The following is a 21,722-nucleotide window of genomic DNA, read 5'->3' on the forward strand; positions in this document are numbered from 1 at the left end:
ATCGGCCGAATCTTGCGCCAGGAGGCGCCGTGCTCATCGAAAGCGCACGACGAGCTCCCTCGGTTCTAAGCCGGTGGATGGAGGCCAGGGCGGTTCTCGTCCCGGCGCGCCTGCGTGCACTTGGTTCCTGTTCCCTGGACCACAATTTCCGCTTCAGCGGCCTGGCAATGTCCGCCCAACCTGGTAAGTTGCTGCGTCACTCTGCCTCGCGCAATGGAAGCGCACCTCCATGAAATCGTCATCCGCCATCGCTGCGAAATGCGCTCGGCTCAGCAACCCTGCGGCTCGGCCAAGGGTCCTCGACTTGTTCGCGGGCTGCGGCGGCCTGAGCCTCGGTTTTAGAGCGGCAGGCTGTGACATCGCCGCTGCACTCGAAATCGACAAACTGGCGGCGCGTTCGCATGCGATCAACTTCTTCAGGAATGCATCGAAGGATGTCTTGGAGCATCACGCGATGCCCCGTGATGTTGCCGAGCTTGAACCGGAAGAGATCGTTGCCGAGTTCGGGCTGGGAGAAACAGCCGAGGCTGTCGACATAATCGTGGGCGGGCCACCCTGCCAAGCATACGCTCGTGTCGGTCGTGCGAAACTCCGCGAGGTGGCGGACCATCCACGCGCATTCAAGATTGATCCGCGGGGAAATCTGTACCTGCGCTATCTTCACTATGTCGACCGGCTCAAGCCACTGGCAATTCTCTTTGAAAATGTTCCCGATGTTCTGAACTACGGCGGGCACAACGTCGTCCAGGAGATCGTCGAGGCGCTCGACGACATGGGCTATGACGCGGCGTACTCTCTGATTAATGCAGCCCATCACGGGGTCCCGCAGATGCGAGATCGCGTCTATATGATCGCGTATCGGAGGGAGCTTGGCGCAACTATCAGATTTCCCCGCGCAACGCGTCACTGCGACCTCCCTTCGGGATATGCCGGGACACGTGCCGTCTCGTTGAAGCTGGTAAAAGGCTCGGATGAATATGCCTTCGTCAAGGCTGACACCGGACACGAGGGATTGCCACATGCCGTCACCGCTCGCGAGGCACTCAGCGATTTACCGCCTGTCACGGCGCATCTCGAAGGAAAACTGAAGCGAGGAGCCCGTCGTTTTACGGAAGCGGTTCGCTATCGCAGAACGGCCTGGGAGAACCTGTCCTCGTACGCCCGGCTGATGCGTTCCTGGCCAGACTTCGAGGCGCGCGATGGCATCTATGATCACGTGTTGCGCTTCCTGCCTCGTGACGCTCAGATCTTCAGGGCCATGGCGCCAGGGGACGAATATCCCGCAGCTCATCGTCTGGCATCACAGTTGTTTCAGGCGGCGGCACGGCGACGTGGGCTTGCGCCTTCTACTGCCCAGTGGCGCATCCTTCGCGATTCAATGGTCCCTCCGTATGACCCGACGAAGTTTCCAAACCGATGGTGGAAACTGAAGGCAAACGGACCCGTCCGGACGCTTACTGCTCACATCGGCAAGGATACATATACGCATATCCACTACGACAGCGACCAGGCACGGGTGATCACGGTCAGGGAAGCGGCCCGGCTTCAGTCGTTCCCGGACGGTTTTGTATTTGCCGGAACCATGAACCCGGCATTTCGGCAGATCGGCAATTCAGTTCCGCCGGTCATGGCCCGGGAGATCGCAGTCGAAATGGTCTCCAGTCTCCGGGCCGCCTTGATGCCTTCGAGCGTAGCCGCTGAATAGGACCAAAAAGTAGAAATGGGCACGTGCTCCTCGTTCAGGAAAGCTCGCCAAGCGACGTGATTCCAGTCACCCGTTAGTTGTTGTTCGCGCTACGCTGCTGTGCCACGTCGGGCTCTCGTCAACCGAGCCGCGTAACATCTCGGCCATCCGGCCTTGATCCCTAGCGCAGGATAATGCGTCGCTCGCCGGAGCCGCTCGTTCGCGGTCCCGCCGTCATTGCACGCCGGCTTCGCCATCACTGTCCCGCGCTCGGGTGCCTTCTTGACCGGTCTCGCGACTGCGCTCGGTCGCGGATCCCGCCGCTGCGCGTCGTGACCCTCTTGCGGGTGCCTCTATCCTTTTGCCAGATGTGTTCATACTCAACCCTGCTGCCAGCTCGCGGCCGCGACCCTTACCGGAGGGCTTCCAAGGAAAAGCGCTCAATTTTACTGTCGACGCGCGCTCTCACTCACCCGGACTTCAGGTAGCAAATTTGCTCCTGTTCGGCGTTTGCAAGCCATGTTAACCTTCAAGCATGGGCGCTAAATACTTCTATCTCCCTTGCAGGAGCTTCGGTTGACTGGAGGACAGATGAGACGTGTTCTTGTTTGCGTCGCCGCAGTTGTCTCGCTCTCGGTAGGCTCCGTAGGAGCCTCTGCACAAGGCTGCAACCTTGGGGATTTTGGCAAGGGCGGTCTGCCGCCGCCTGTCCGAGACGTCACACCTCAAACCAAAGACAGCAGGTTCGAGTGGGGCTCGGATGTAGATCCGTGGAACGGGCAAGCTCGTGCCTGGCACTATATAAAGAACCTGCACGACAAGAAGCTATCGCTCGATTGGAAAAAGCCGGCACTCATCATCCCCTTCGACAAGCCATTGGAGCCCGGTGGGGTCTTCTGCAAGAACGACTATGGCAGCCTTGAGAGCTACCAGTTGGATCACGACGCTCCTATCTCCGTCAGCAATGATGGGATGAAATCCGCTGAAGCCTATGTCCAGGTTCCAGGCAAGCGAGACACAGCAGGTGGACCGAAAACGACTGGTGCCGAGCTGAGGAGGACGTACCAGACCGGCGCAGGTGAGATCGCAGAGGCCTTCGCCAGAATTGTACTCAGGTACTACCCGGAAAAGAAGTCGTTGCAGGTCGACTTGGCAACGGGCCCCGGTGATATCCGCGTCGGCTTCGGCGCGGAAATGCTGGGAGCTACTTCCGAAAGCTTCGTCCAGAGTCTGAAGACGCGGGATCTCGATTTCCGCGGCCCCATGCCCCTCGGAGAACTGCTTAAGCAGGAAGACTTTCGGGCGATTGGATTCGATCCGCGATACCTGGTGGCACTGGTTCGCATCAACGGTGGGCGTTCGCTGATGATTGAAAATGCGCTGGCCCCGTCTGGGGTGACACCAATGCTGCTACTCGCACCTGACGGTGCAGCACTTGGTCTGACAACTGTCAAGTTGGACCTATTGGGCAGCACGAGATAGCCGGAAGCAAAGGGCGATGAAGAACCTGAGCTTCATGGTATTGGCCGGTCTTGTAGCCGCCATCGTGGCAAAGTTCATGTCAAGTCCACCAGGAATGGAGTCCTGGGTGGTGCTCGTTGGTACCGTCGCTGCGCTGGCCGGCGGCGGTTTGGGCATTCCAGCGCACAAAGCGACGGCGGGCTGGAAAATGTTGTTTGTTCTGGTCGGCGTTGCGATCTTCGTCGGCTCTGTCATCGCGTATCGCAGTGTTCTGGCGGGAGAGCCTGGCAGTACGGCCGCAAATCTATTGCTTGTTTGGACCTCTGCTATGTTCGTCCCTGTAGGATTCTTTATCGAGCTTGCTGGACTGAAGGTGACGAGCGAGGGAGCCGGCTGAGGACCTGCGACTTCGATCTCGGCGGCTTGACCGCGGGTGTCGGCAAGGTTCTTCGCCTGCTCTGCATTGAACGCATGAAAAGCGCTGTTGGGCGGGAGAGCGAACCAATGCGTAGATTTGGGTGGCGGCAGTCGCCAATGTGCTCTCCGTTCGTATGGTAATGGCCGTGTCCGTCGCGGGCCTCGAATGGCTGATCGGGCCCGAGGGACGGAAGCTCCTCAATCGCCTTCCCGCAACGGTTCAATGCCTACTTTCTTCCCTGCCGCCAACCGCGGCATTCCTCGTCAAAGTCAAAAAGACGTCCGTTCTCCGTCCTCCGCAGCGCCGAGGGCTGCGGGGCGATCCCCCTGGGGCACAAGGGCTCCATCGAGGCGCGATGGGCGCGGCATGGCGATCGACCCGTCCAGGGGGGCGTCCACCTCAACCGCCTGCTTCCCGTTACTCGCCGTCGCTGTGGTCCCGTCGCCGACGAGCGCGCTTCTTCTCGAAGCGGAAGATGGCCCGGAACTCTGCGGCATGTCCCGCTGGTTTTTCGATCTATTCACCACTCAATTGAGGCTTGGCGGAATTGACTGGTGACGCGGGGGATCGCCGCTCGTTCGTACGCTGGAGGGCGGCCACGCGTTTCTTCTCCGCTTCATATCGATCTACGGCTGCCTTGATCGGTTCGTAGATGTCGTGGAAGCCGCGGTGAAGGGTCCGCGCCATGCGCAGCACGAGATTGGCGAATTCGTGGACGCCTGCCTGCGTCTCCCGAATGCTCTGCTTCAGTCGGACCGATGTATCGCCGCTGTCACGCAGATATTTCTCATCGACTTCGCCTCCGTTGTGTTCGTAGACGTGACGGCGATGAAACGAACGCGTCGCGGCGGCAATCTCCGCTTCCGTTAGGCCTTCGTAGATATCAATGTCGAAACCGCCCAACAACTCTCGTCTCGTTGTGGCAAGATCGTGAAAGCGCATTCTCCCGATGCGTTCGCGACGCGCCGAGCGCATCGGCCTGTTCTTGATTAGTTGCGTCGCGTATTGCCCGACAAAGGTATCGAAAGCCGAGCCGAGGTCCCTTAAGCAGCCCGGAGGATCGGCGCCACGGTTCAGCCCCTCGCGGATTGCCGGGATGATGCTCCCCTCGAGTTCGGCGAGATCGTTGCGCGTGCCACACACCGAGCAATAGGCGAAGCGACCCAGGATGTCGTTGAACTCGCCGCAGGCAGTGCAGTCGAACTGCTTCTGTTGGCTCTGCTCGGCATAATAGAACGGTGGCTTTGCGACGTCCTTTCCCGCCGCGTCCGCTACGACGTCCATATCGATGACGTGCGTCCCGTCTTGGTCCGTCGAAAGCGCCTCGTCGAGCTTCTCGCAATAAAGCCGGACGTAGACCCGTTGCGCCGCGGACAGAAATTCGTGACGCTCGGCGTGGGCTCCGCAGTAGGGGCAGAGCGATACGCCGCCACGCGTCCGCCAATACTGGTCGCATCTCGGGCATTGAAATCCGAATTTTCCCTCGCTGTCTGAGGCCACGAATACCGGAACGCAGCCGGGCACGGGTGGAGCGGGCCAAGGCGCACCTATTCCTCCCATCGGCAGATCGGCGATCGGGATGCCCTCTCTCAACGCGTAGATCGAGTATACGGCCGCCGGAACGGGCCGGCTGCTTTGCCAGGTGACACGATATCGCCTCCGACCGTCGTCGCCTCGGTCGACGGTGAATATCACCTGCCCACCGCAGTGAGCGATCTCCTGAAATTCCCGCCCATCGTTCATGATCGCAGACCCTGCAGAGTTCCGACACGAACTTCTCATGCGAGCACGTAGCGCGCTTCGATTTATCCTCGGACTATCAGCTTTCTGTGCCGACTCGATGGAGTCGGAAGAGCTTGTCGAAGAAATTCGTAATTCTCGTCTCGGAGCCGTAACCGACGACCTCGTTCGCGCCGAATCGGTACACTTCATATCCGGCGAGCCGCAGCTCACGGTCGGCCGACACCATGTCGGCATAGACCTTCAGCGAGGGTTTGCCTTCTTCGGAGAAATGATGTGTGCCGTCGACCTCGATTACGATCCGCTGTCGCTCCGGGAGCAGCAGCAGAAAGTCCATGCGTTGTCGTGCTAGAGGTAGGCGGTGGCGCAGCAGTTTGACGATGGCGGGGTCGTAATGAAGATAGACCTGCGGCAGCAACGCCGGCAGATCATCGCCGAGGGTGGGCCTGTACTTCTTGAAGTAGGTCGCGAAAAGGTTTTCTTCACCGTCGGACGACAACGATTGCCGAAGGCGCGCTCCCAAACCGGCGGCGTTTCCGCCGGGGGTGGCTTCTTCCCACCAAGCCACAAGGTCTGACCAAAGCAGCCCGTTCGATCCGATCGGATGATCATAGATCAGGCAGCTTTCTTCACCGGACAGTACGACGATGTCGTTGTTGATTGCGTCAACGAAGCCGATCTCGGGCTTTTTCGGTCCCCTTGAAGCAAAAATCAAGTTCTTGGGCCGCCCAGCCACGCCCCGTACTACGGGCCGAAACGCGAAGATTGGATGACCGGATACTTCTCCATCGGGGACTAGATGATAGCCATCTCGCGTTAGGACCTTGTTCAGAGCGGTCACTATTCTTAGCTGCTCGTCCCCCGATCGCGAGAGCGGATGAACCGACTCCTCGATCATCGCTGCGAAGCGCGCCCGGGAACAGTCGAATGCCCCAATTTGCCCGAACAAATGTTCGACCGACCAATCGCCGGGATTGCGGTCCATATGTCTCTCGATCTGATCGCGAAGGCTGCGGCCGCGCTGCTCGAACATTTCAAACGGCGAAGATAGAGGGAAGTATTTTCCGACCAGCGACACGGTGTCGAGTTCCCCGGCCAGATCGTCTCCGTAAACCCTGGCGACGTCTCGACGCGTGATGTGCGTCAGAGGCGGGTCACCGGCCTCCAACGCCTTACGGGACGCCTCGTCGAGGGCTGGGTCGTTGCGCTCAACGGCAAATCTCAACGCCAGAGTTGCCAATTGCCTTTCGGTCAAACCGTCCAGCGCCAGATCGATACGTTGCCGCTTGGACAGACCCTCACCACCTGGCACGACCAGCCCTGCTATGCGCAATGGCTCGACACTCAGGGCCGAATGGCTCATCGAATGCAAGACGGCAACGATCAAGCTGTGTAGGCTGTCGGGCATTGAAACCAAAGGATATTCGCCGCTGCGGCTGCGTGGCCGCTGCGATTGTCGCGGCAATATGGACGTCCAACCGCGGCCATCAATTTCGGTCAGCGGGGGAGAACTGCTGACAGTACATATCATGAACATTGGAAATGTCCAGCTAGATCGCTAGAGGAGGGTAGATTTGGGGCCGCGTGCCGCCATTGATATCCGGCGTCGGCGCGTCCAGTGCCTCTCGGCGCGTGCGCGAAGCGCTGCCGTTTAGTGTCGCGGAGATCGACGACGCGCTTCCGGGCCTCGGCTGGCGTTCGGTGTTCTTCATTAGGTGGCTGGTGGCGGGACAGTGCATGGCGCTGCGGCGGCATTGTTCGCGGGCGGCATCGGCGCGAGACCGCGCAAAGTTCTGCAGTCTCTGACGCGCGCGGATCTTTGTTCGCGCGCGCAATCTGTCGAGGCCGCGACGACGAAAGCGTGCTAGCCGCCGCCTTCAGGGATACAGATATTGAGGTGCTTCGCAACCTCGACTGGTTGACGGGCGGAGTGCGGGAGGCCCAGACTGCGGCTTCGGCCGTTAGTTTTCTACGCGCCGCCGCTCTCCAACTCGCATCGCGGACCGGGCTCTCGTGAACCGCGCCGCAAGAGCGTCGCGGCTTGGCGTCATCGATCCTTTGCGCAAGAGCGGATCACGCTCTTCGGGGCAGAAACGAAAAACCGGACCTTTATGCAGCAGCTACCTGAACAAGGGGCCGATCTCATCTTACCTTGCCGCGAAACCGTACGGCTGCCAAAGGACGTTTCAGATTCCTGGGAGAGGTTTCGCTTTGCGTTCGGGGTGCGACCCAGAGGCGCAATCTCTTAGTCGTAGGAGAGATTACTTCTTTTTCTTTGCAGTCTTCTTAGCGACCTTCTTGGTGGCTGCCTTGGCGGTCTTCTTTGCCTTCTTCGCTTTCTTGGCCATTTCGTCCTCTATGAGACTCTCGCTCAGTGAACGTGCGCACGTCGTGCATCTACATGCTCAACGATGAGACGATACCATAAAATCATAAATGCAAAATTGATCCTATTACGTCGCGATGCTCTTGAGTCGCTCGCCGGGGGCAGTCGGTCCCGCGTCCCGCCTTCGGCGGCGCTATGCTGACGCTCCTGCGGCTGCCCTCTTAACCGGTCTTGCGACCCGCGAGTGGCCTCCGCTGGCGCTCCGCCCATACGCTTCTTTTTCTGTTGAAGAGCTATGGGGCGCCGCCCCTCGCGCGCACCAGGGTGAAGCGCCGGCTTGTGCCGACGCCGCCCCGAGCGGTCTCCCCGGTCTTCCGCGCGTCCTCAATTCCGGAATCGTCGCAGTCGGTCATGCGCTTGTGCAGACCCGCTCTTCGAGCGGCCCTTAAGCGCGGGCGATCCCTGTTCCAATCACAATGCTCCTCACGGGGCTATCGTCGCCTGCGGGCTGATTCGTTGGGAGTCACCTGGTGATCCTGCGCCGTGAGCGCCTAGAGGGGACGAGTGCCCCGACGGATGAGCTGCGTTCGACGCCCCGTGGGGAGTTGCGCCTTTGAGCGCCAGAACAGGGCCGGCGAGGAGCGCAGCTGCCCGACTGAGCAGGAGAAAGGGAATGACTGAAGATATTGCTGCATACGCGGGCGTCGATTGGGCATCGGCGACGCACTACGTTTACGCGTTGGATGCCCAAGGAGCAAAGCTCGGCCATCGCTCGTTCCAGCATAGCGGTGAAGGGTTGGCTGAACTTACCGACTGGATCCGAACAACGACGGGTGTCGAGCCAGGCCGCATCGCTGTTGGAATCGAAGTCCCGCACGGACCAGTCGTCGAGAGCCTGATGGAGTCTGGTTTTCTGGTGCATGCCTTGAATCCGAAGCAACTTGATCGCTTTCGAGATCGATTTACCATGGCGGGTGCCAAGGATGATCGGCTTGATGCGCTCGTTCTTGCCGATACCCTGCGAACAGATCGGCGCTTCTATCGGTTCTTGGAACCGGTGCATCCGACGATCATCCAGTTGCGCGAGTGGTCACGCATGGCGGAGGACCTGTCTGCCGAACGCAATCGTTTGGCTAACCGCTTTCGGCATCAGCTCTGGCGCTATTTCCCGCAGATGCTGGACCTTGCGGAAGATTGGTCGCAGCAGTGGATCTTGGAGCTCTGGGACTTGATCCCCACGCCCGCAAAAGCGCAGACGGTGAGAACGTCGACGGTCGCAAAGCGACTGAAGCAAAGCCGGGTGAAGAAGTGGACGGCCGACACGTTGCTCAACCATCTTCGTGGCAAGCCGATAACGGTTGCAGATGGTGTTACGGAAGCCTGCGTCGCGCATTGCGAGCTGATCCTGGAGCGTCTACGGCTCGTCATGGGGCAGATGAAGCTTGCGATGAAGCAGCTCGAGCGCTTGTGTTCTGCGGTCGCCGAGCTCCCACCAGCAATCGGCGTCGCACCAAACACCCAGGCTGATCCCGAAATCTTGCGATCGATGCCCGGAATTGGGACGATCGTCCTCGCTGCGCTTCTATCCGAAGCACATGACGCGGTCGCTCGCCGCGATGCCCAAGCACTTCGGGGCCTGTCTGGCGTCGCGCCCGTCACGCGGCGCAGCGGTAAGCAGATTCTCGTGGTCATGCGGCAGTCTTGTCCGCATCGTCTCAGAACGGCTGTCTACCATTGGGCGCGCGTGGCGGTGCTGCACGACTTCCAAACACGCAATCGATATGCCGCCTTACGAAAGCGCGGACACTCTCATGCTCGCGCGCTGCGTTCGATCGGCAGCCGTTTGATCGGTGTTGCCTGTGCCATGTTGAAGACCGGCGAACTCTTCGACAGAGACCGAACTCCGCGCTGTGCGGCGGTTTGATCCTGTCGTCGGCGAGGCGCGAAGCCTCCGCATAGCGTAGCGTCGCGACGACGACAGGCCCAGATGATCGCCGATCAGTCTGTTCACATGAGCGAGCGATGACCTTGACGAGTTGTCGCCTGGTGGCGGTGCTTTGCGCGTCGCTGCGCTCACACACCGAAGGCTTAGGGCTCCGCCCTCGGCGCGCTTCGGAGTGCCTTCCGCCCAGCTTCAGTCGCGGCTCACGGGAGCTATCAGCGACAGCTTCAACACGCTCCCTGCAGCCGGTTCCCCGCGAAGGCACTCACTCCGCTTGCACACCCGCTGCTCGCCGCGAGGCAGGGGTTCGAGCGCGCTTGTGCGCTCTTCACCCTGCCTAAAAAGCGAAACCGAAGCTGCAATGGTTGGTCGCACTCGCAAGCAGAATGCTCTTGCAAAAGGTGGGGAGTCCCCTCCACTCCGACCGCCCTTGCCCTTGCTACCCCAGGTCTCGCCGACGGGCAGGGTTGCAGCGCAGCGCTGCGCTTCAACCTGACAGGAGATGACGATGAACGTGACAATTTCTCAGCACGGCGGGCAGAAGGTTTCGGGAGGATTCCGGGTGGACATCTCGCGCGGCCAGCGCATTGGCCGGGTATCGTCGGAGTGGTTTGCGCGTCCCGATGACGAGCGATATCTCAGTTTGCCGGACCTCTATGATGCCGTGCGCAGCCGGGCAGCGTGCGCACAGGCCCGCACCGTCGAAAGCCAATCCATTCGCGTCGAAGCTGCCCGAGAGAACGCCGAGCGGCTGGCCCTGATCGTTCCCGGTCGTGACGAACCGGTGGCGCCGACGCATTGGAGCTTTGGGCAATTGTGCACGCTTGTCGGTGCGCCCGCCGCGTACCTTCGGCAACTGCCCGCGCCCTTATCGGCCATCAATTTGCAACATGGCTTGCTGTCGCACCGTGCCGAACTGGTCAAGACCCTGGAAGCCGACAGCGGCCGTGTCGAGCTTCGCGCCGTCACCGGGCCGGACTACGCATCTGGGATCATGAACTGGTTGCCGCCGTCATGCAGATCGCCGGCAATGGCACCGGTGACACACGATGGAAAGTGCCGGGTATGCTGGACTGGTCGAGCATGACTCATAACCCGTTCGTGGACGTGACCAAGGACACCACCACGCTCTACGCCAGTGATCGCGACGTGTTCCTGTTTCTGGTCGACGACGCCAATCCGATCGAGGCGGGACGGCTGCCGGACGGCTCACCGGATGTCTACTTCCGTGGCTTCTATTGCTGGAACTCCGAGGTCGGCAGCAAGACGCTCGGCATTGCGAGCTTCTATCTGCGCGCCGTCTGCATGAACCGTAATCTCTGGGGCGTGGAGAAGTTCGAGCAGATCACGATCCGGCATTCGAAGTTTGCCACGCAGCGCTTTGCGCATGAGGCCGCACCGGCGCTGACGAACTTTGCCAATTCCTCGCCCGCGCCGTTTGTTGCCGGCATTGCGGCCGCTCGGCAGCGGATTGTCGCCCGCACAGATGAGGATCGGGAAAGTTTTCTGCGCAAGAGCGGTTTGTCCAAAGCCGAAACGTCGAAGGTCATTGAAGCGGTCTTGGGTGAAGAGAACCGCAAGCCGGAGAGCATCTTTGACTTCGTGCAGGGCATCACGGCTGTTGCTCGGGGTAAGGCGCATCAGGACGCAAGACTCGAGCTCGAGGGCAAGGCCAGGCGCTTGATGGAGCGCGGCGTCTGAACACAAGCCGCGCAACCGGGTGACACCGGTTGCGCGGTCGCTCTCAACAAAGTTGAACGGCGTTGCTGACCCCGCTAGCCAGATCGGCGACGCTGACGCGTGCACGCGTTCGGTGCTCGCCGGGCCTTCGGCCCGGCTCGCGAAAGCACAGTTCGACGGCAACTCATCGCGACGACTGCCAGGCGGACGGACGAGCTCGTCCGAACTTTTTGGTTTGCGCTGGCTCTTCAATCGCGCGAGATCGACGGATTCCAGCGGCTAGAATGCTGCAACCTCGTCCACGGTGCCCCTGTGTGGCAGCGGAAGTTCAGCCACTTCGCTGCATGAAAGCTTATTGCCAGTTGACAAATCGTTTGCCGGCCGCCCTCCGCACAACGGCAGCCAAAACACGTCACCTGCGGCGCGCAAATTGACTTCAGCTTTGAGCTATGGCCGCGCGACATGGTCGGGGCCCGATGTCATCGGGCTGACGATTCCCAGCGTCGATCAATCGCGACGACTCGCAGTCGATTTGCGCCAGGACTGCAGAGACGTTCTCGTTTCAGCGGAGCGGTGGCAGGACATTTCGGCCCGGCTCTTCTGCAAAAAGTCCACCTGCCTAGCGCAATCGGACCGCTGTTGGTTGATAGCATGACCGCGGCCTAGTCGACGTCCCGGCGGCGAGAGTTGTGCGTCTTTGCGGCTGCGATTGCGCCGCTTCGTAAGCCGTGGCACGCAACGAGGATCGAAGCGAAGGCTCAGGGAAGAGGAGGAAGGGATTTTTCACACCCTATGCACCTCCGATGCTGACGCTTCGCGGGCCGCGCGCGGCTATCTCATTGGGGTGAAACAAAAAGATCCTGTTGATCGATGTTTACACAAGCGGGCCCGAACGAATACAGCGGTCGTGCGGAATGATCGACAAATCAAAGCTCGTCAATCACTTGCCGGCGATTGGGCGCGTATACGAACGAAATCTCCGGTCTCGCTCTCGATCTCTCGTGCGTCTCCTTCGGTTTAGGGCCCCCGCCAACGTTGTCGGCTCTCCCGATCTGAATTGAAGTTCGCAGATCGCTTCCTGAGGGGTAAGCCCCCGGTGACGGCCACCTTGCGTCGGCAGTGAGGCTTCGCGAAGCCATAGGACTAGTCCTGGAGCTAGTCCTATGGCCAAAGCGGAAGTTGAAGTGATCACGTCGGAGCGGCGACGGCGGCATTGGTCGCGGGCTGACAAGGAGCGCATCGTCGCTGCAGCGTTGCAGCCGGGTGCGACGATCCTGGGCGTGGCGCGCGCGTTTGGTGTGCATTCCAGCCAGGTGTTCCGCTGGCGCCGGCAGCTGTGCGGCAAGGAGACTGCCGTGCCCGGCTTCGCCGCTGTGACGATTGCAGCCGATCGCGATCTTCACGCAGCGGCAGCTCCGCCTCAGGGGCTGATCGAAGTCGAGATCGGGACTGAGACCAAGATCCGGATCAGCGGCGCGGCGGATGCCGCGACGGTGACGGCGGTGATCACGGCGCTCCGGGCGGGTTCGCGATGACGATCCCGATCCCCTCGGGCACACAGGTCTGGCTGGCGACCGGCCATACCGACATGCGCAAGGGCTTCGACGGCCTGGCGCTGCTGGTCCAGGAGACCTTGAAGCGAGATCCGCATGGCGGCCATCTGTTCGTGTTCCGCGGCCGCAGCGGCGGACTGATCAAGGTGCTGTGGCACGATGGCCAGGGCATGTGCCTGTTCGCCAAGCGGCTGGAGCGCGGCCGCTTCATCTGGCCACAGGCTGTGGACGGAGCTGTGACGATCACGCCGGCCCAGCTCGGCTATCTGCTCGAAGGCATCGACTGGCGGCATCCGCAGCGGACGTGGCGCCCGGAAGCTGTTGGTTGAGCGCTCGAACGTCACGGCACTGATGCGTACCGGGCGGAGCTGTGATTCCATCTTCTGTGATGATCACAGCCGATTCGCTCCCTGATGATGTCGCGACGCTGAAGGCGCTGGTGCTCGCCGGCCAGGCGGCCCAGCTTGCGGCGGAAGCCAAGGCACGCAATCTCGAAGCCGAGGTCCGCGCCCGCACGCTGCTGATCGAGCAGATGAAGTTCACGATCGCCAAGCTCAAGCACGAACAGCACGGCCAATCCTCCGAGCGCGCCTCGGTGCTCGATCAGCTCGAGCTAGAACTCGCCGACCTCGAGGAGGATGCATCGGAGGCCGAAGCCGATGCGCAGCTGGCAGCCGAACGCGCCAAGGCCGCGAAGATAGACGTGCAGCCATTCGAGCGGCGGCGTCCGGCGCGGCGGCCGCTGCCCGAAGACCTGCCGCGGGAGCGCATCGTTCATCCCGCGCCGGCCCATTGCCCGTGTTGCGGCGGCGACAGGCTGCGCAAGATCGGCGAGGACGTGACCGAGACGCTGGAGCTCGTGCCGCGGCAGTGGAAGGTGATCCAGCACGTGCGTGAGAAGTTCTCCTGCCGCGCCTGCGAGGCGATCAGCCAGCCGCCGGCGCCGTTCCATCCGATCTCGCGCGGGCGCGCTGGACCGCGTCTGCTCGCGCACATCCTGTTCGCCAAATACGGATTGCACCTGCCCCTCAACCGGCAGAGCACGACGTATGCGCATGAAGGTGTGATGCTGGACGTCTCCACGCTGGCCGACTGGGTCGGCGCGGCGGCGGCGACATTGATGCCGCTGGTCGAGGCGATCAAGGCGCATGTACTCGCTGCCGAGCGCATCCATGCCGACGACACCACGGTGCCGGTTCTGGCCAAGGGCAAGACGCGCACGGGGCGCGTCTGGACCTATGTGCGCGACGATCGGCCCTTCGCCGGGCACGCGCCGCCGGCCGCCGCGTTCTTCTACTCGCCCGACCGCTCCGGCACCCATCCAGAGGCGCATCTTGCGATCTATGCCGGACCGATGCAGGCGGACGCCTATGCCGGCTTCAACAGGCTCTACGATCCATCGCGGAAGCCGGGCCCGGTCATCGAGGTCGGCTGCTGGGCGCATGCACGGCGCAAGTTCTTCGAGATCGCGCGGCTGAAGAAGGCGCCGATCGCGATCGAAGCGATCGCGAAGATCGACGCCCTGTTTGCGATCGAGCGCGAGATCAACGGTCTGCCGGCCCACGAGCGCAAAGCCGCGCGCCATGCGCGCAGCCGCCCGCTGGTCGATGAGCTTCATGCCTTCCTGTACGAGCGCCGCGCCAAGCTCTCCGGCAAGAGCGAGACCGCCAAGGCGATCGACTACAGCCTCAAGCGCTGGGAGGTGTTCACGCGCTTCATCGACGATGGCCGGCTGTGCATGACCAACAACGCGGCCGAACGCGAGCTGCGCGCCGTGGCCGTCGGCCGCAAGAACTGGACCTTCGCCGGCTCCGACGATGGCGGCCGCCGTGCCGCCGCCATCTACACCCTGATCCAGACCGCCAAACTCAACGGCATCGGTCCGCTGGCCTGGTTGACGGACGTGCTGCTGCGGATCAATGATCATCCGGCGTCGAGGCTCGACGAGCTGCTGCCGTGGAATTGGTCAAAACCCAGAACCCTTGTCGCCGCTGCCTGATCAGATGAAGATCACGTTTAACGGAACTGACTTGTCGATTGCCACTGTCGAGCATCTGAGCCTTGCTCTGGATCGCATCGACAAGCAACCGCAGTTCGAACTCTGGATATCGGTACCGAACGGTCAGTCCTTAGCCATGCTGCGCAATGGTAGCCACGCTTGGCTTATGTATCTGCGGTTCAATGGCGATAGCGGCGTCGTGACAAAGGGTAACCCAGACCATCAGGGAACCTGCGCTTACACACTCTCCAACGGGCAGGTCGACGAGCATCCCCTATCCTGGTGCATAGATCTAGAAGAATGCTACAAAGCGATTGCGTACTTCTTCGTCAATGACGGAGCACGATACGATCACGTCGCGTGGCAAATCGCGTAACAGATCTGCCGCGGTCTCGGCCGGATGGATACTCCGCGCGGGCTACTCCGCCCGTGGTCTTCACCGGATGCGTACCCTGAGGGCTGCAGATCGATTGGGAAGCGCGCAGGGGCTCCGCCAGTCGGCAATCCCGTTTGCGCGATCAGCGGCAGCTGCAGGCTCGGGAGGCAACGTCAAATTTGTCTTCCCGGCTCTCGGTCATTCCCGCTCGTACTCGCGGTGGCGGAGCTTGATCCTGACGCCAGACGTGCCGGCCGGCTGGTCCAACGTGCGGAGGACGTGGCCGAGGCGAGAGCCGAGTTGAGCGGCGCTTTGGTGCTGGGTTGGCTGACCTGCTGCCAAAGCTGCCGGCGCTGATGGTTGAGCGACCGGCGAGCGGGCATGGCCGCGCCCTTCTGGCAGTCCCGCGTGAGAATGGCCGTATCCCCCCGGCGGCGGCCGCCTTGTGTAGTTTGATTGGCGGGCCGAGGATTTGACCTTAAGTCTAGCTTTAAGGTCACCTGGCGAATGCAGGTCAATGTGTTGGGCGCCGAGCGTCGGCGGCGATGGAGTTACGACGAGAAGGTTCGCCTTGTCGAAGAAACCTTGCAGGCTGGCGAGACGGTCTGCGGCGTCGCGCGCCGGCATGGGGTGGCTCACAGCCTGCTGTTCACTTGGCGTCGACAGGCGCGCCAGGGTCGACTGGGCGGAGATTCTGTGCCAGCTCTCGTTCCCGTCGAGATCACACCGATGGCGGCTCCGACTTCGAGCGACGCGCCACAACGAGTATCTTCACCGCCTGCGCAGCGTGCAAGGGCTGGAATCATCGAGATCGAGCTTGGCGGCGGCTGTCGCGTTCGCGTTGACCGTGACGTGGACGTTGAGGCGCTGCAGCGAATTCTTGAGCTGCTGCGGCGACGATGATCCCGATTCCGAGCGGCGTCAGGGTTTGGATCGCCACTGGCCACACCGACATGCGTCGCGGCATGCAAAGCCTGGCTCTTACGGTTCAGGAGACCTTGAAGCGCGATCCCCATGCCGGCGATCTCTACATCTTCCGGGGCCGCCGCGGTGACCTCGTCAAGATTCTTTGGCACGATGGGCTGGGCATGTCGCTCTACGCCAAGCGCCTCGACCGTGGGAAGTTCATCTGGCCCTCAGCGTCGGACGGCGCGGTATCGATCTCGGCGGCGCAAATGGCTTACATGCTCGAGGGCATCGACTGGAGGAATCCCCAACTAAGCTGGCGGCCGCAGAGCGCTGGCTGATTCAGGAAAATCTGCGGCTGCCGGCATTTTGAGGAGTCCCAACGCATTCAATCTATGATTCACTGCGTCGCATGAATGCTGATCGCGACGCTGTTCCGGATGACGTTGGCGCCCTGAAGGAGGCGCTGGCAGTCGAGCGCGCGAAGGGTTTGGAGATCGCCGCTGAACTCGCGGTCGCCCGCGCGAAAGCGTCGGAAGACGAAGCGCTGATCGCCCAGCAGCAGTTGCAGATCGCCAAGCTGAAACATCAGATCTATGGGCCACGGTCGGAACGTTCGGCGCGGCTGATCGAGCAGTTGGCGCTGACGTTCGAAGAGCTGGAAGCCGACGCCACCGAGGACGAGCTGGCGGCGGAACGGGCCGTGGCGAAGACGACGACAGTGCGTGGATTTACACGCAAGCGCCCCGAGCGTCAGACCTTCCCCGAGCATCTGCCACGGGAACGGGTGGTGATCGATCCGCCGGCAGCTTGTGAATGTTGCGGCAGCAATCGCCTTCGCAAGCTCGGCGAGGACGTGACGCGCACGCTGGAGGTAGTGCCGCGCCAGTGGAAGGTGATCGAGACGGTACGGGAGAAGTTCTCCTGCCGCGATTGCGAGAAGATCAGCCAGGCCCCGGCGCCGTTCCATGCCATCCCGCGGGGATGGGCCGGCCCGAGCCTCCTGGCCATGATCATGTTCGAGAAGTTCGGCCAGCATCAGCCCTTGAACCGCCAGGCCGAGCGGTATGCCCTGGAAGGGGTGCCGATCGCGCTATCAACCATGGCCGATGCCGTGGGGGCGGTCTGTACGTCGCTGGATCCCCTGCTGCGCCTGGTGGAAGCCCATGTTATGGCAGCCGAGCGCCTTCATGCCGACGATACGACGGTGCCGGTCCTGGCCAAGGGCAAGACCGACACGGGACGGTGCTGGATCTACGTTCGGGACGACCGGCCGTTTGGGGGCGCGGGTCCACCAGCAGCGATGTTCTACTACTCACGCGACCGCAAGGGCGAGCATCCGCAGGGGCATCTGGCCCGGTATGCCGGCATCCTGCAGGCCGACGCCTATGACGGCTACAACCAGCTCTATCTGGCCGGGCGCCAGCCCGGACCGATCCGGGAGGCTGCCTGCTGGTCACATGGAAGGCGCCCGTTCTTTGCCATGGCCGACATCGAAGAGAATGCGCGGCGCAAGGGCGCCGGAAAGAAGGAAATCCCGCTCTCTCCGATCGCGATCGAGGTCGTGCGGCGGATCGATGAGCTGTTCGAGATCGAACGTTCCATCAATGGCAGGAGCCCCGAAGGGCGTCTTCAGGTGCGACAGATGCTGAGCCGGCCTCTGGTGGAGGACCTTCAGGTCTACATGCGCGAACAGCTCGCCAAACTGTCCCGCGGTCACGACCTGGCCAAGGCGTTCAACTATATCCTGAAGCGATGGGCAAGCTTCACGCTGTTCCTGGACGATGGACGCGTGTGTCTCTCCAACAATGCCGCCGAACGAGGCTTGCGAGGCATTGCTCTTGGACGAAAATCCTGGCTGTTCTGCGGGTCTGATCGCGGAGGGCGACGTGCCGCAGCCATGTACAGCTTGATCGTCACGGCAAAAATGAACGGCATCGATCCGCAGGCGTGGCTTACGGATATCCTCGCTCGCATCGCCGCCCATCCGGCTCATCGGCTGGACGAGCTTCTGCCCTGGAATTGGACGCCAGCACCAACAATCTCTGCTCAAGCCGCATGACCATCCATGTTAACAAGGTCCATCACGTCACCACCATCACTCAGGTCGCGAAAGACCTCGGCGAAGATGAGGATTGGCTACGTGACGTCGCCAACGAAATGGAGATCGAGGACGGCGTCATCTGGGTCTATGGCGTCGGAGAAGACGGCGTCCAGGCGTTCACCAACTTCGGAATCGAAAACCTGATCGAACTCGTCCGGATGTACAAAGAAAGTCCGGGATTGCTTAAGCGCTGGCCGTCCGAATAATCCAACTCGCCTGCGGCCTACGCCGGACGCATACGAATGGCCGCTGGTCGTGGCGTGCATGTGATCATGGCTCCTGCCGAGATCAAAGCCCAGCGCCTTGGCCTCGGCTCGCCAATGGTTTGTGAGTTCGCTGAGCTTGGCGTCCCGCTTGGGGCGGCGCGAGCGCAGGGTCGCCAGCTCCATGCCCTTTGGCGTGCTGTAGCCGTGGGCCTTCGCGGCTTCCTCAATGGCCTGGCGCCGCTTGGAGAATGCCCGCTCGACATGGCGCGGGATGGCCGCCACCCGAAACGTGTCCTTCCGCCGCTCCAGCCGAATGCCTTGCCGTTCGAGCTCTAAAGCCATTGCTTGGCGGTAGGTTGCGCCGGCCTGCTTCTGGGCCTTGTAGAGCTCGCGGCTGACGATGGCGCCCCAGCCGCCGTCGCGCCGCGGGGCGAGGTTAAAGATGAACGTGTGCGTGTGCAGCTGCGGATCGGATTCGCGGCTGGTATGGTGGTCGAACTGCGCCATCAGCAGCCCTGCCGTTTGCTCTCGGGTGGCTCCGGACCGGCCACGTCTGGCCCAGCCGGCGGTGCCTTCCAGTTGAGCAGTCGCCGCGAGCACGGCTGACCGATGGGCCTGGGCGATCATCTGGCGCTCGGGGGCCTCAGAAAGCGCCCAGAGCACCGAGACGGATTTGGGCGCGCTGAAGGTCATGTCCCAGCCGGCCGCGTGCTCCCGGCCGCGGCCGCCGAGCTTCGCCAGCCGCTCGCCGGTCTTGGGATCGATCCCGCGCAGCGCGGCGTCAAACTCGGTTCGCGTCACCGGTCCGTCTAGGCTGAGCCGCTCGGCCCCTTTGCCCGCCCAGCGGCCCGGCGGCTCGCCCTCCCGACTGTAGTAGTCGTCGTGCTGCAGATGGCCATAGTAGCGTGACGCAGAAGCCGCGTTCCCACGGGCTGAGATCGACGCCACCATGGCTCACTCCCGCCGCTTGAGGATTTGCCGCGCCAGCTCCCTCGACAGGCGTGCAGGCGGAGGGGGTGGAGTTGGATCGGTGTCATCGTCGGCGCGGTCGGACAGCCTCGCCCCGGACAAGGGGCGAGTCCAATCAGCAGGCACTATCGGCTCGCGCAGTTGCCGCAGCTTCAGATAGGGCAGTTCCAGCTCGTACACGTCTTCGCCAAGACCGATGAGCAGGACGCGCACGCCGTCCCGGGTTGGGCCAAGGCGGGAGCCAAGCTCGGATGCCGTGATCACCCGGCGCATTTCGCGTTGGGTGCTCTCAGTGACGCTGGTCTTGCCGCCGGCATGGGTCGAACTCTTCGTGCGCCGTTCGACCTCCTGCTCGCCGATGAGGCGACTGATGTCCTCAGCCGCTTCGCTGGCGTTTATCCGGGTGATGATCTTGGTGCCGGTCATGCCGAACCAGGACTTGGCCTGGTCCTGCCCATAAACAGCGCGGATCTGGGCCGTGTCCTGTGCTCCGATCACGACAGCGACGCCCTTAGATCGGCCAAGCTCGAGGAAGGTTGGAAACTGCTTGATCGGCGGCAGCTGCGGGAACTCGTCCAAGAACAGCCAGACCCTCCGCTCACGGCTTTCCGCGAGGGTCGGGCTTCCCACCGCCGAGGCCAGCAGGCCGAGCAGGCTGCCGATCCAGATCCGCGATAGTTCCGGGTAGCCGGGGTCGTGCTGGAGGATCAGGGGGCGATAGCGAGTCGGGTGATGCAGCCAGTGGCGGATCGAGAAGCGGGGGGCCGTTGGGTCGGACCAGGCCTCCGCCAGGACCGAGACGATCCGCATATGGGTCTGGAAGGTGGTCAGGATACTGAGGGTGGTTTTACTTTCCGGCTGGTCGAGCAGTCGTAGCGCATTGGGGTTGTGATCCTTTGCGAATCCCGCGAGCTTGTCCACATCTGCGGTCACGACTCGTTCCAGATCACTCCACCCCCAGTCCTTACCCTTGGTCGCCTGGAGGTAGACGATGCAGGCGACAAAGATCTCCTGCGCTGCCTGTGACCACATCGGATCGGAGCTTGGCGGAATGAAGCGGGCGGCAAGCTCGCGGGCATCCTGCTTGATGCTGCAGTCGGCAGCAACGTCCCAGACCAGCGATCTCCGATCGTGGGGCGCAACGAGGAGGGGCTCTCCATCGGCTGGGAGCCCGCCCATCATGTCGCCTTTGGTGTCGAGCACCAGAAGGCCGTCTCCGCGAGAGAGCGCTTCATTGATCAAGTGAAGCATGGTCTGAGTTTTGCCGCCGCCGACGCTGCCGACGATCAGGAAATGCCGCGCCTCCCGCTCGCGGCCGAACGGCACCGACGGCATCAACTCAACGCCCTTCCCATGGACCTTGCACTCCGCAGTTGCGGCCCGGGCGAACGCCTTCAGGCCTTGGCGGCCCGTTTGCAGCCGTGCTCCGCGAAGGACTTTGAGCGAGACCGAGTCCAGCCGAAGACCTAGCGCAAACCCGAACAGCGGAAGTAAGCCCGCAAGACTGGCGCCGATGACGCTCCAGAAACGAAGCTCGAAGCCGGTGAGAGCTTGATATCGCGTGAGCCAGTCTCGGCAGGCCTGCCAATAGGCCTCGCCGGTGCGGTCTCCCAGCCAGGCCAAGCCACGCCCTCTGATGCAGGCTTGGATGTCTGCTGGCTTGAATTCGGCGCTCCTTCCGTCTGCCAGCGTGGCGCTCGGCGGCCAGACCTCAAACCCGAGATACGAGATGCTCGCCGCAACCGCGAAGCAGCCCATGGCAGCGAGAAAGCAAATGATCCGCAAACGCCGGGTCATGCTGCCCTCCCAGAGCTTTCGCCGGTCAGGGCCTTCAACAGCGCCTCGAACATCGCAAGCAGATCACGTGCTGCCTTGTCGGTCGATTGAACCTGCGCGTAGGTTTCCTGGCTTTGCTGTTCAAGCGCGGCGATCCGACGCTCAATCCGCATCAACCGATCGGCGAGCGCCTTGTTGTCTCCGCCGGCAAGCCCGGTGCGGATCAGGTCGCGGGCGACGCCCGTCACGTTTGCCGAAAGCCTGTGAGCCCGCGCGTGGATTTGCTCAATCTCGCTCGCTGTGAGACGGATCGAGATTGGTCTTGTCTTGCTTGTCATGAGATGGCCTCAACTGAGTTGCCGAGGCGATCGATCATGAATGCGGATGAGCCCGCTGCCCAATTGGAGCGTCCAGGAGACTTCAAGTCTAACGCTCACCCGAAGGTCGGCAAGCGCAAGAAGGGAGCGGAGCCTATCGGTGCACCCGATTGTCGCCCCTCAAACAATCTCGTTCAGACGTTGAGACGCACTTCAACCGATGAAAAGGCACATCGAACAACAGGATATAAAAGGGAGGGTCCTG

16 protein-coding genes and 2 pseudogenes are annotated in these 21,722 nt (G+C 62.0%); 13 read left to right on the top strand and 5 right to left on the bottom strand.

The window, feature by feature from the left end; translation table 11 throughout:
• Window positions 1–229 precede the first annotated feature (229 nt).
• The 3 genes from ACVIJ6_RS11950 (at window position 230) to ACVIJ6_RS11960 (ending at window position 3,542) form a co-directional block, all read left to right on the top strand.
• Window positions 230–1,705, top strand: coding sequence for a DNA cytosine methyltransferase (locus tag ACVIJ6_RS11950; RefSeq protein ID WP_456772881.1), 1,476 nt, complete (start codon window positions 230–232; stop codon window positions 1,703–1,705).
• A 570-nt stretch (window positions 1,706–2,275) separates the two neighbouring features.
• Entirely contained in the window at window positions 2,276–3,166 is an 891-nt protein-coding gene (locus tag ACVIJ6_RS11955) for a hypothetical protein (protein WP_456772882.1), read from the top strand.
• 16 nt (window positions 3,167–3,182) lie between these two features.
• Window positions 3,183–3,542, top strand: coding sequence for a hypothetical protein (locus ACVIJ6_RS11960; RefSeq protein ID WP_456772883.1), 360 nt, complete (start codon window positions 3,183–3,185; stop codon window positions 3,540–3,542).
• A gap of 537 nt (window positions 3,543–4,079) precedes the next feature.
• Here the strand turns inward: ACVIJ6_RS11960 and ACVIJ6_RS11965 are convergent.
• A complete protein-coding gene (locus ACVIJ6_RS11965) occupies window positions 4,080–5,306 on the bottom strand; it encodes a hypothetical protein (protein WP_456772884.1) in 1,227 nt (408 codons plus the stop codon).
• Window positions 5,307–5,382: 76 nt separating this feature from the next.
• Window positions 5,383–6,840: an AbiJ-related protein gene (locus tag ACVIJ6_RS11970; RefSeq protein WP_456772885.1), complete on the bottom strand. Its 1,458-nt coding sequence runs from the start codon at window positions 6,838–6,840 to the stop codon at window positions 5,383–5,385.
• 1,462 nt (window positions 6,841–8,302) lie between these two features.
• Between ACVIJ6_RS11970 and ACVIJ6_RS11975 the strand changes: the two genes are divergently transcribed.
• The 10 genes and pseudogenes from ACVIJ6_RS11975 to ACVIJ6_RS12020 all read left to right on the top strand — a co-directional run bounded on the left by ACVIJ6_RS11975 (window position 8,303) and on the right by ACVIJ6_RS12020 (window position 18,395).
• The gene (locus ACVIJ6_RS11975; protein WP_456772886.1) at window positions 8,303–9,553 is read left to right on the top strand and encodes an IS110 family RNA-guided transposase; all 1,251 of its coding nucleotides are present in this window, start codon (window positions 8,303–8,305) and stop codon (window positions 9,551–9,553) included.
• Window positions 9,554–10,079: 526 nt separating this feature from the next.
• Window positions 10,080–11,272 (top strand): annotated as a pseudogene (locus tag ACVIJ6_RS11980) (DUF932 domain-containing protein).
• A gap of 1,142 nt (window positions 11,273–12,414) precedes the next feature.
• Window positions 12,415–12,786: an IS66-like element accessory protein TnpA gene (gene tnpA / locus ACVIJ6_RS11985; protein WP_456771794.1), complete on the top strand. Its 372-nt coding sequence runs from the start codon at window positions 12,415–12,417 to the stop codon at window positions 12,784–12,786.
• A complete protein-coding gene (gene tnpB / locus ACVIJ6_RS11990; RefSeq protein ID WP_316167519.1) occupies window positions 12,783–13,133 on the top strand; it encodes an IS66 family insertion sequence element accessory protein TnpB in 351 nt (116 codons plus the stop codon). Before tnpA (ACVIJ6_RS11985) ends, tnpB (ACVIJ6_RS11990) begins: the two co-directional genes overlap by 4 nt.
• A 59-nt stretch (window positions 13,134–13,192) precedes the next feature.
• Window positions 13,193–14,803 carry an IS66 family transposase gene (gene tnpC, locus ACVIJ6_RS11995; RefSeq protein ID WP_456771795.1) on the top strand — a complete coding sequence of 537 codons (1,611 nt, stop codon included), beginning with the start codon at window positions 13,193–13,195 and terminating at the stop codon, window positions 14,801–14,803.
• A 31-nt stretch (window positions 14,804–14,834) separates the two neighbouring features.
• Window positions 14,835–15,179: an Imm1 family immunity protein gene (locus ACVIJ6_RS12000; RefSeq protein WP_456771796.1), complete on the top strand. Its 345-nt coding sequence runs from the start codon at window positions 14,835–14,837 to the stop codon at window positions 15,177–15,179.
• A 507-nt stretch (window positions 15,180–15,686) separates the two neighbouring features.
• On the top strand, window positions 15,687–16,082 hold the full coding sequence (tnpA, locus tag ACVIJ6_RS12005; RefSeq protein ID WP_083780697.1) for an IS66-like element accessory protein TnpA: 396 nt from the start codon (window positions 15,687–15,689) through the stop codon (window positions 16,080–16,082).
• A complete protein-coding gene (gene tnpB / locus ACVIJ6_RS12010) occupies window positions 16,079–16,426 on the top strand; it encodes an IS66 family insertion sequence element accessory protein TnpB (RefSeq protein WP_041750840.1) in 348 nt (115 codons plus the stop codon). The genes tnpA (ACVIJ6_RS12005) and tnpB (ACVIJ6_RS12010) overlap by 4 nt, the downstream gene beginning before the upstream one ends.
• 71 nt (window positions 16,427–16,497) lie before the next feature.
• On the top strand, window positions 16,498–18,147 hold the full coding sequence (gene tnpC, locus ACVIJ6_RS12015; protein WP_012044968.1) for an IS66 family transposase: 1,650 nt from the start codon (window positions 16,498–16,500) through the stop codon (window positions 18,145–18,147).
• On the top strand, window positions 18,144–18,395 hold the full coding sequence (locus tag ACVIJ6_RS12020) for a hypothetical protein (protein ID WP_012044969.1): 252 nt from the start codon (window positions 18,144–18,146) through the stop codon (window positions 18,393–18,395). Before tnpC (ACVIJ6_RS12015) ends, ACVIJ6_RS12020 begins: the two co-directional genes overlap by 4 nt.
• A gap of 90 nt (window positions 18,396–18,485) precedes the next feature.
• Here ACVIJ6_RS12020 and mobF read toward each other — a convergent pair.
• The 3 genes and pseudogenes from mobF to ACVIJ6_RS12035 all read right to left on the bottom strand — a co-directional run.
• A pseudogene (mobF, locus tag ACVIJ6_RS12025) lies at window positions 18,486–19,346 on the bottom strand (MobF family relaxase); the annotation flags it as partial.
• Window positions 19,347–19,349: 3 nt separating this feature from the next.
• Window positions 19,350–21,161, bottom strand: coding sequence for a type IV secretion system DNA-binding domain-containing protein (locus ACVIJ6_RS12030; protein ID WP_456772887.1), 1,812 nt, complete (start codon window positions 21,159–21,161; stop codon window positions 19,350–19,352).
• The gene (locus ACVIJ6_RS12035; protein WP_456772888.1) at window positions 21,158–21,478 is read right to left on the bottom strand and encodes a hypothetical protein; all 321 of its coding nucleotides are present in this window, start codon (window positions 21,476–21,478) and stop codon (window positions 21,158–21,160) included. The genes ACVIJ6_RS12030 and ACVIJ6_RS12035 overlap by 4 nt, the downstream gene beginning before the upstream one ends.
• Window positions 21,479–21,722: the final 244 nt, after the last annotated feature.

The sequence above is a fragment of the Bradyrhizobium sp. USDA 4369 genome, assembly GCF_054056435.1.

Bases quoted from the DNA above. Each gene is read 5' to 3' on its own strand.
- ACVIJ6_RS11950 (WP_456772881.1), top strand. From the start codon at position 230: ATGAAATCGTCATCCGCCATCGCTGCGAAATGCGCTCGGCTCAGCAAC.
- ACVIJ6_RS11955 (WP_456772882.1), top strand. From the start codon at position 2,276: ATGAGACGTGTTCTTGTTTGCGTCGCCGCAGTTGTCTCGCTCTCGGTA.
- ACVIJ6_RS11960 (WP_456772883.1), top strand. From the start codon at position 3,183: ATGAAGAACCTGAGCTTCATGGTATTGGCCGGTCTTGTAGCCGCCATC.
- ACVIJ6_RS11965 (WP_456772884.1), bottom strand. From the start codon at position 5,306: ATGAACGATGGGCGGGAATTTCAGGAGATCGCTCACTGCGGTGGGCAG.
- ACVIJ6_RS11970 (WP_456772885.1), bottom strand. From the start codon at position 6,840: ATGTTCATGATATGTACTGTCAGCAGTTCTCCCCCGCTGACCGAAATT.
- ACVIJ6_RS11975 (WP_456772886.1), top strand. From the start codon at position 8,303: ATGACTGAAGATATTGCTGCATACGCGGGCGTCGATTGGGCATCGGCG.
- tnpA (WP_456771794.1), top strand. From the start codon at position 12,415: ATGGCCAAAGCGGAAGTTGAAGTGATCACGTCGGAGCGGCGACGGCGG.
- tnpB (WP_316167519.1), top strand. From the start codon at position 12,783: ATGACGATCCCGATCCCCTCGGGCACACAGGTCTGGCTGGCGACCGGC.
- tnpC (WP_456771795.1), top strand. From the start codon at position 13,193: ATGATCACAGCCGATTCGCTCCCTGATGATGTCGCGACGCTGAAGGCG.
- tnpA (WP_083780697.1), top strand. From the start codon at position 15,687: ATGCAGGTCAATGTGTTGGGCGCCGAGCGTCGGCGGCGATGGAGTTAC.
- tnpB (WP_041750840.1), top strand. From the start codon at position 16,079: ATGATCCCGATTCCGAGCGGCGTCAGGGTTTGGATCGCCACTGGCCAC.
- tnpC (WP_012044968.1), top strand. From the start codon at position 16,498: ATGAATGCTGATCGCGACGCTGTTCCGGATGACGTTGGCGCCCTGAAG.
- ACVIJ6_RS12020 (WP_012044969.1), top strand. From the start codon at position 18,144: ATGACCATCCATGTTAACAAGGTCCATCACGTCACCACCATCACTCAG.
- ACVIJ6_RS12030 (WP_456772887.1), bottom strand. From the start codon at position 21,161: ATGACCCGGCGTTTGCGGATCATTTGCTTTCTCGCTGCCATGGGCTGC.
- ACVIJ6_RS12035 (WP_456772888.1), bottom strand. From the start codon at position 21,478: ATGACAAGCAAGACAAGACCAATCTCGATCCGTCTCACAGCGAGCGAG.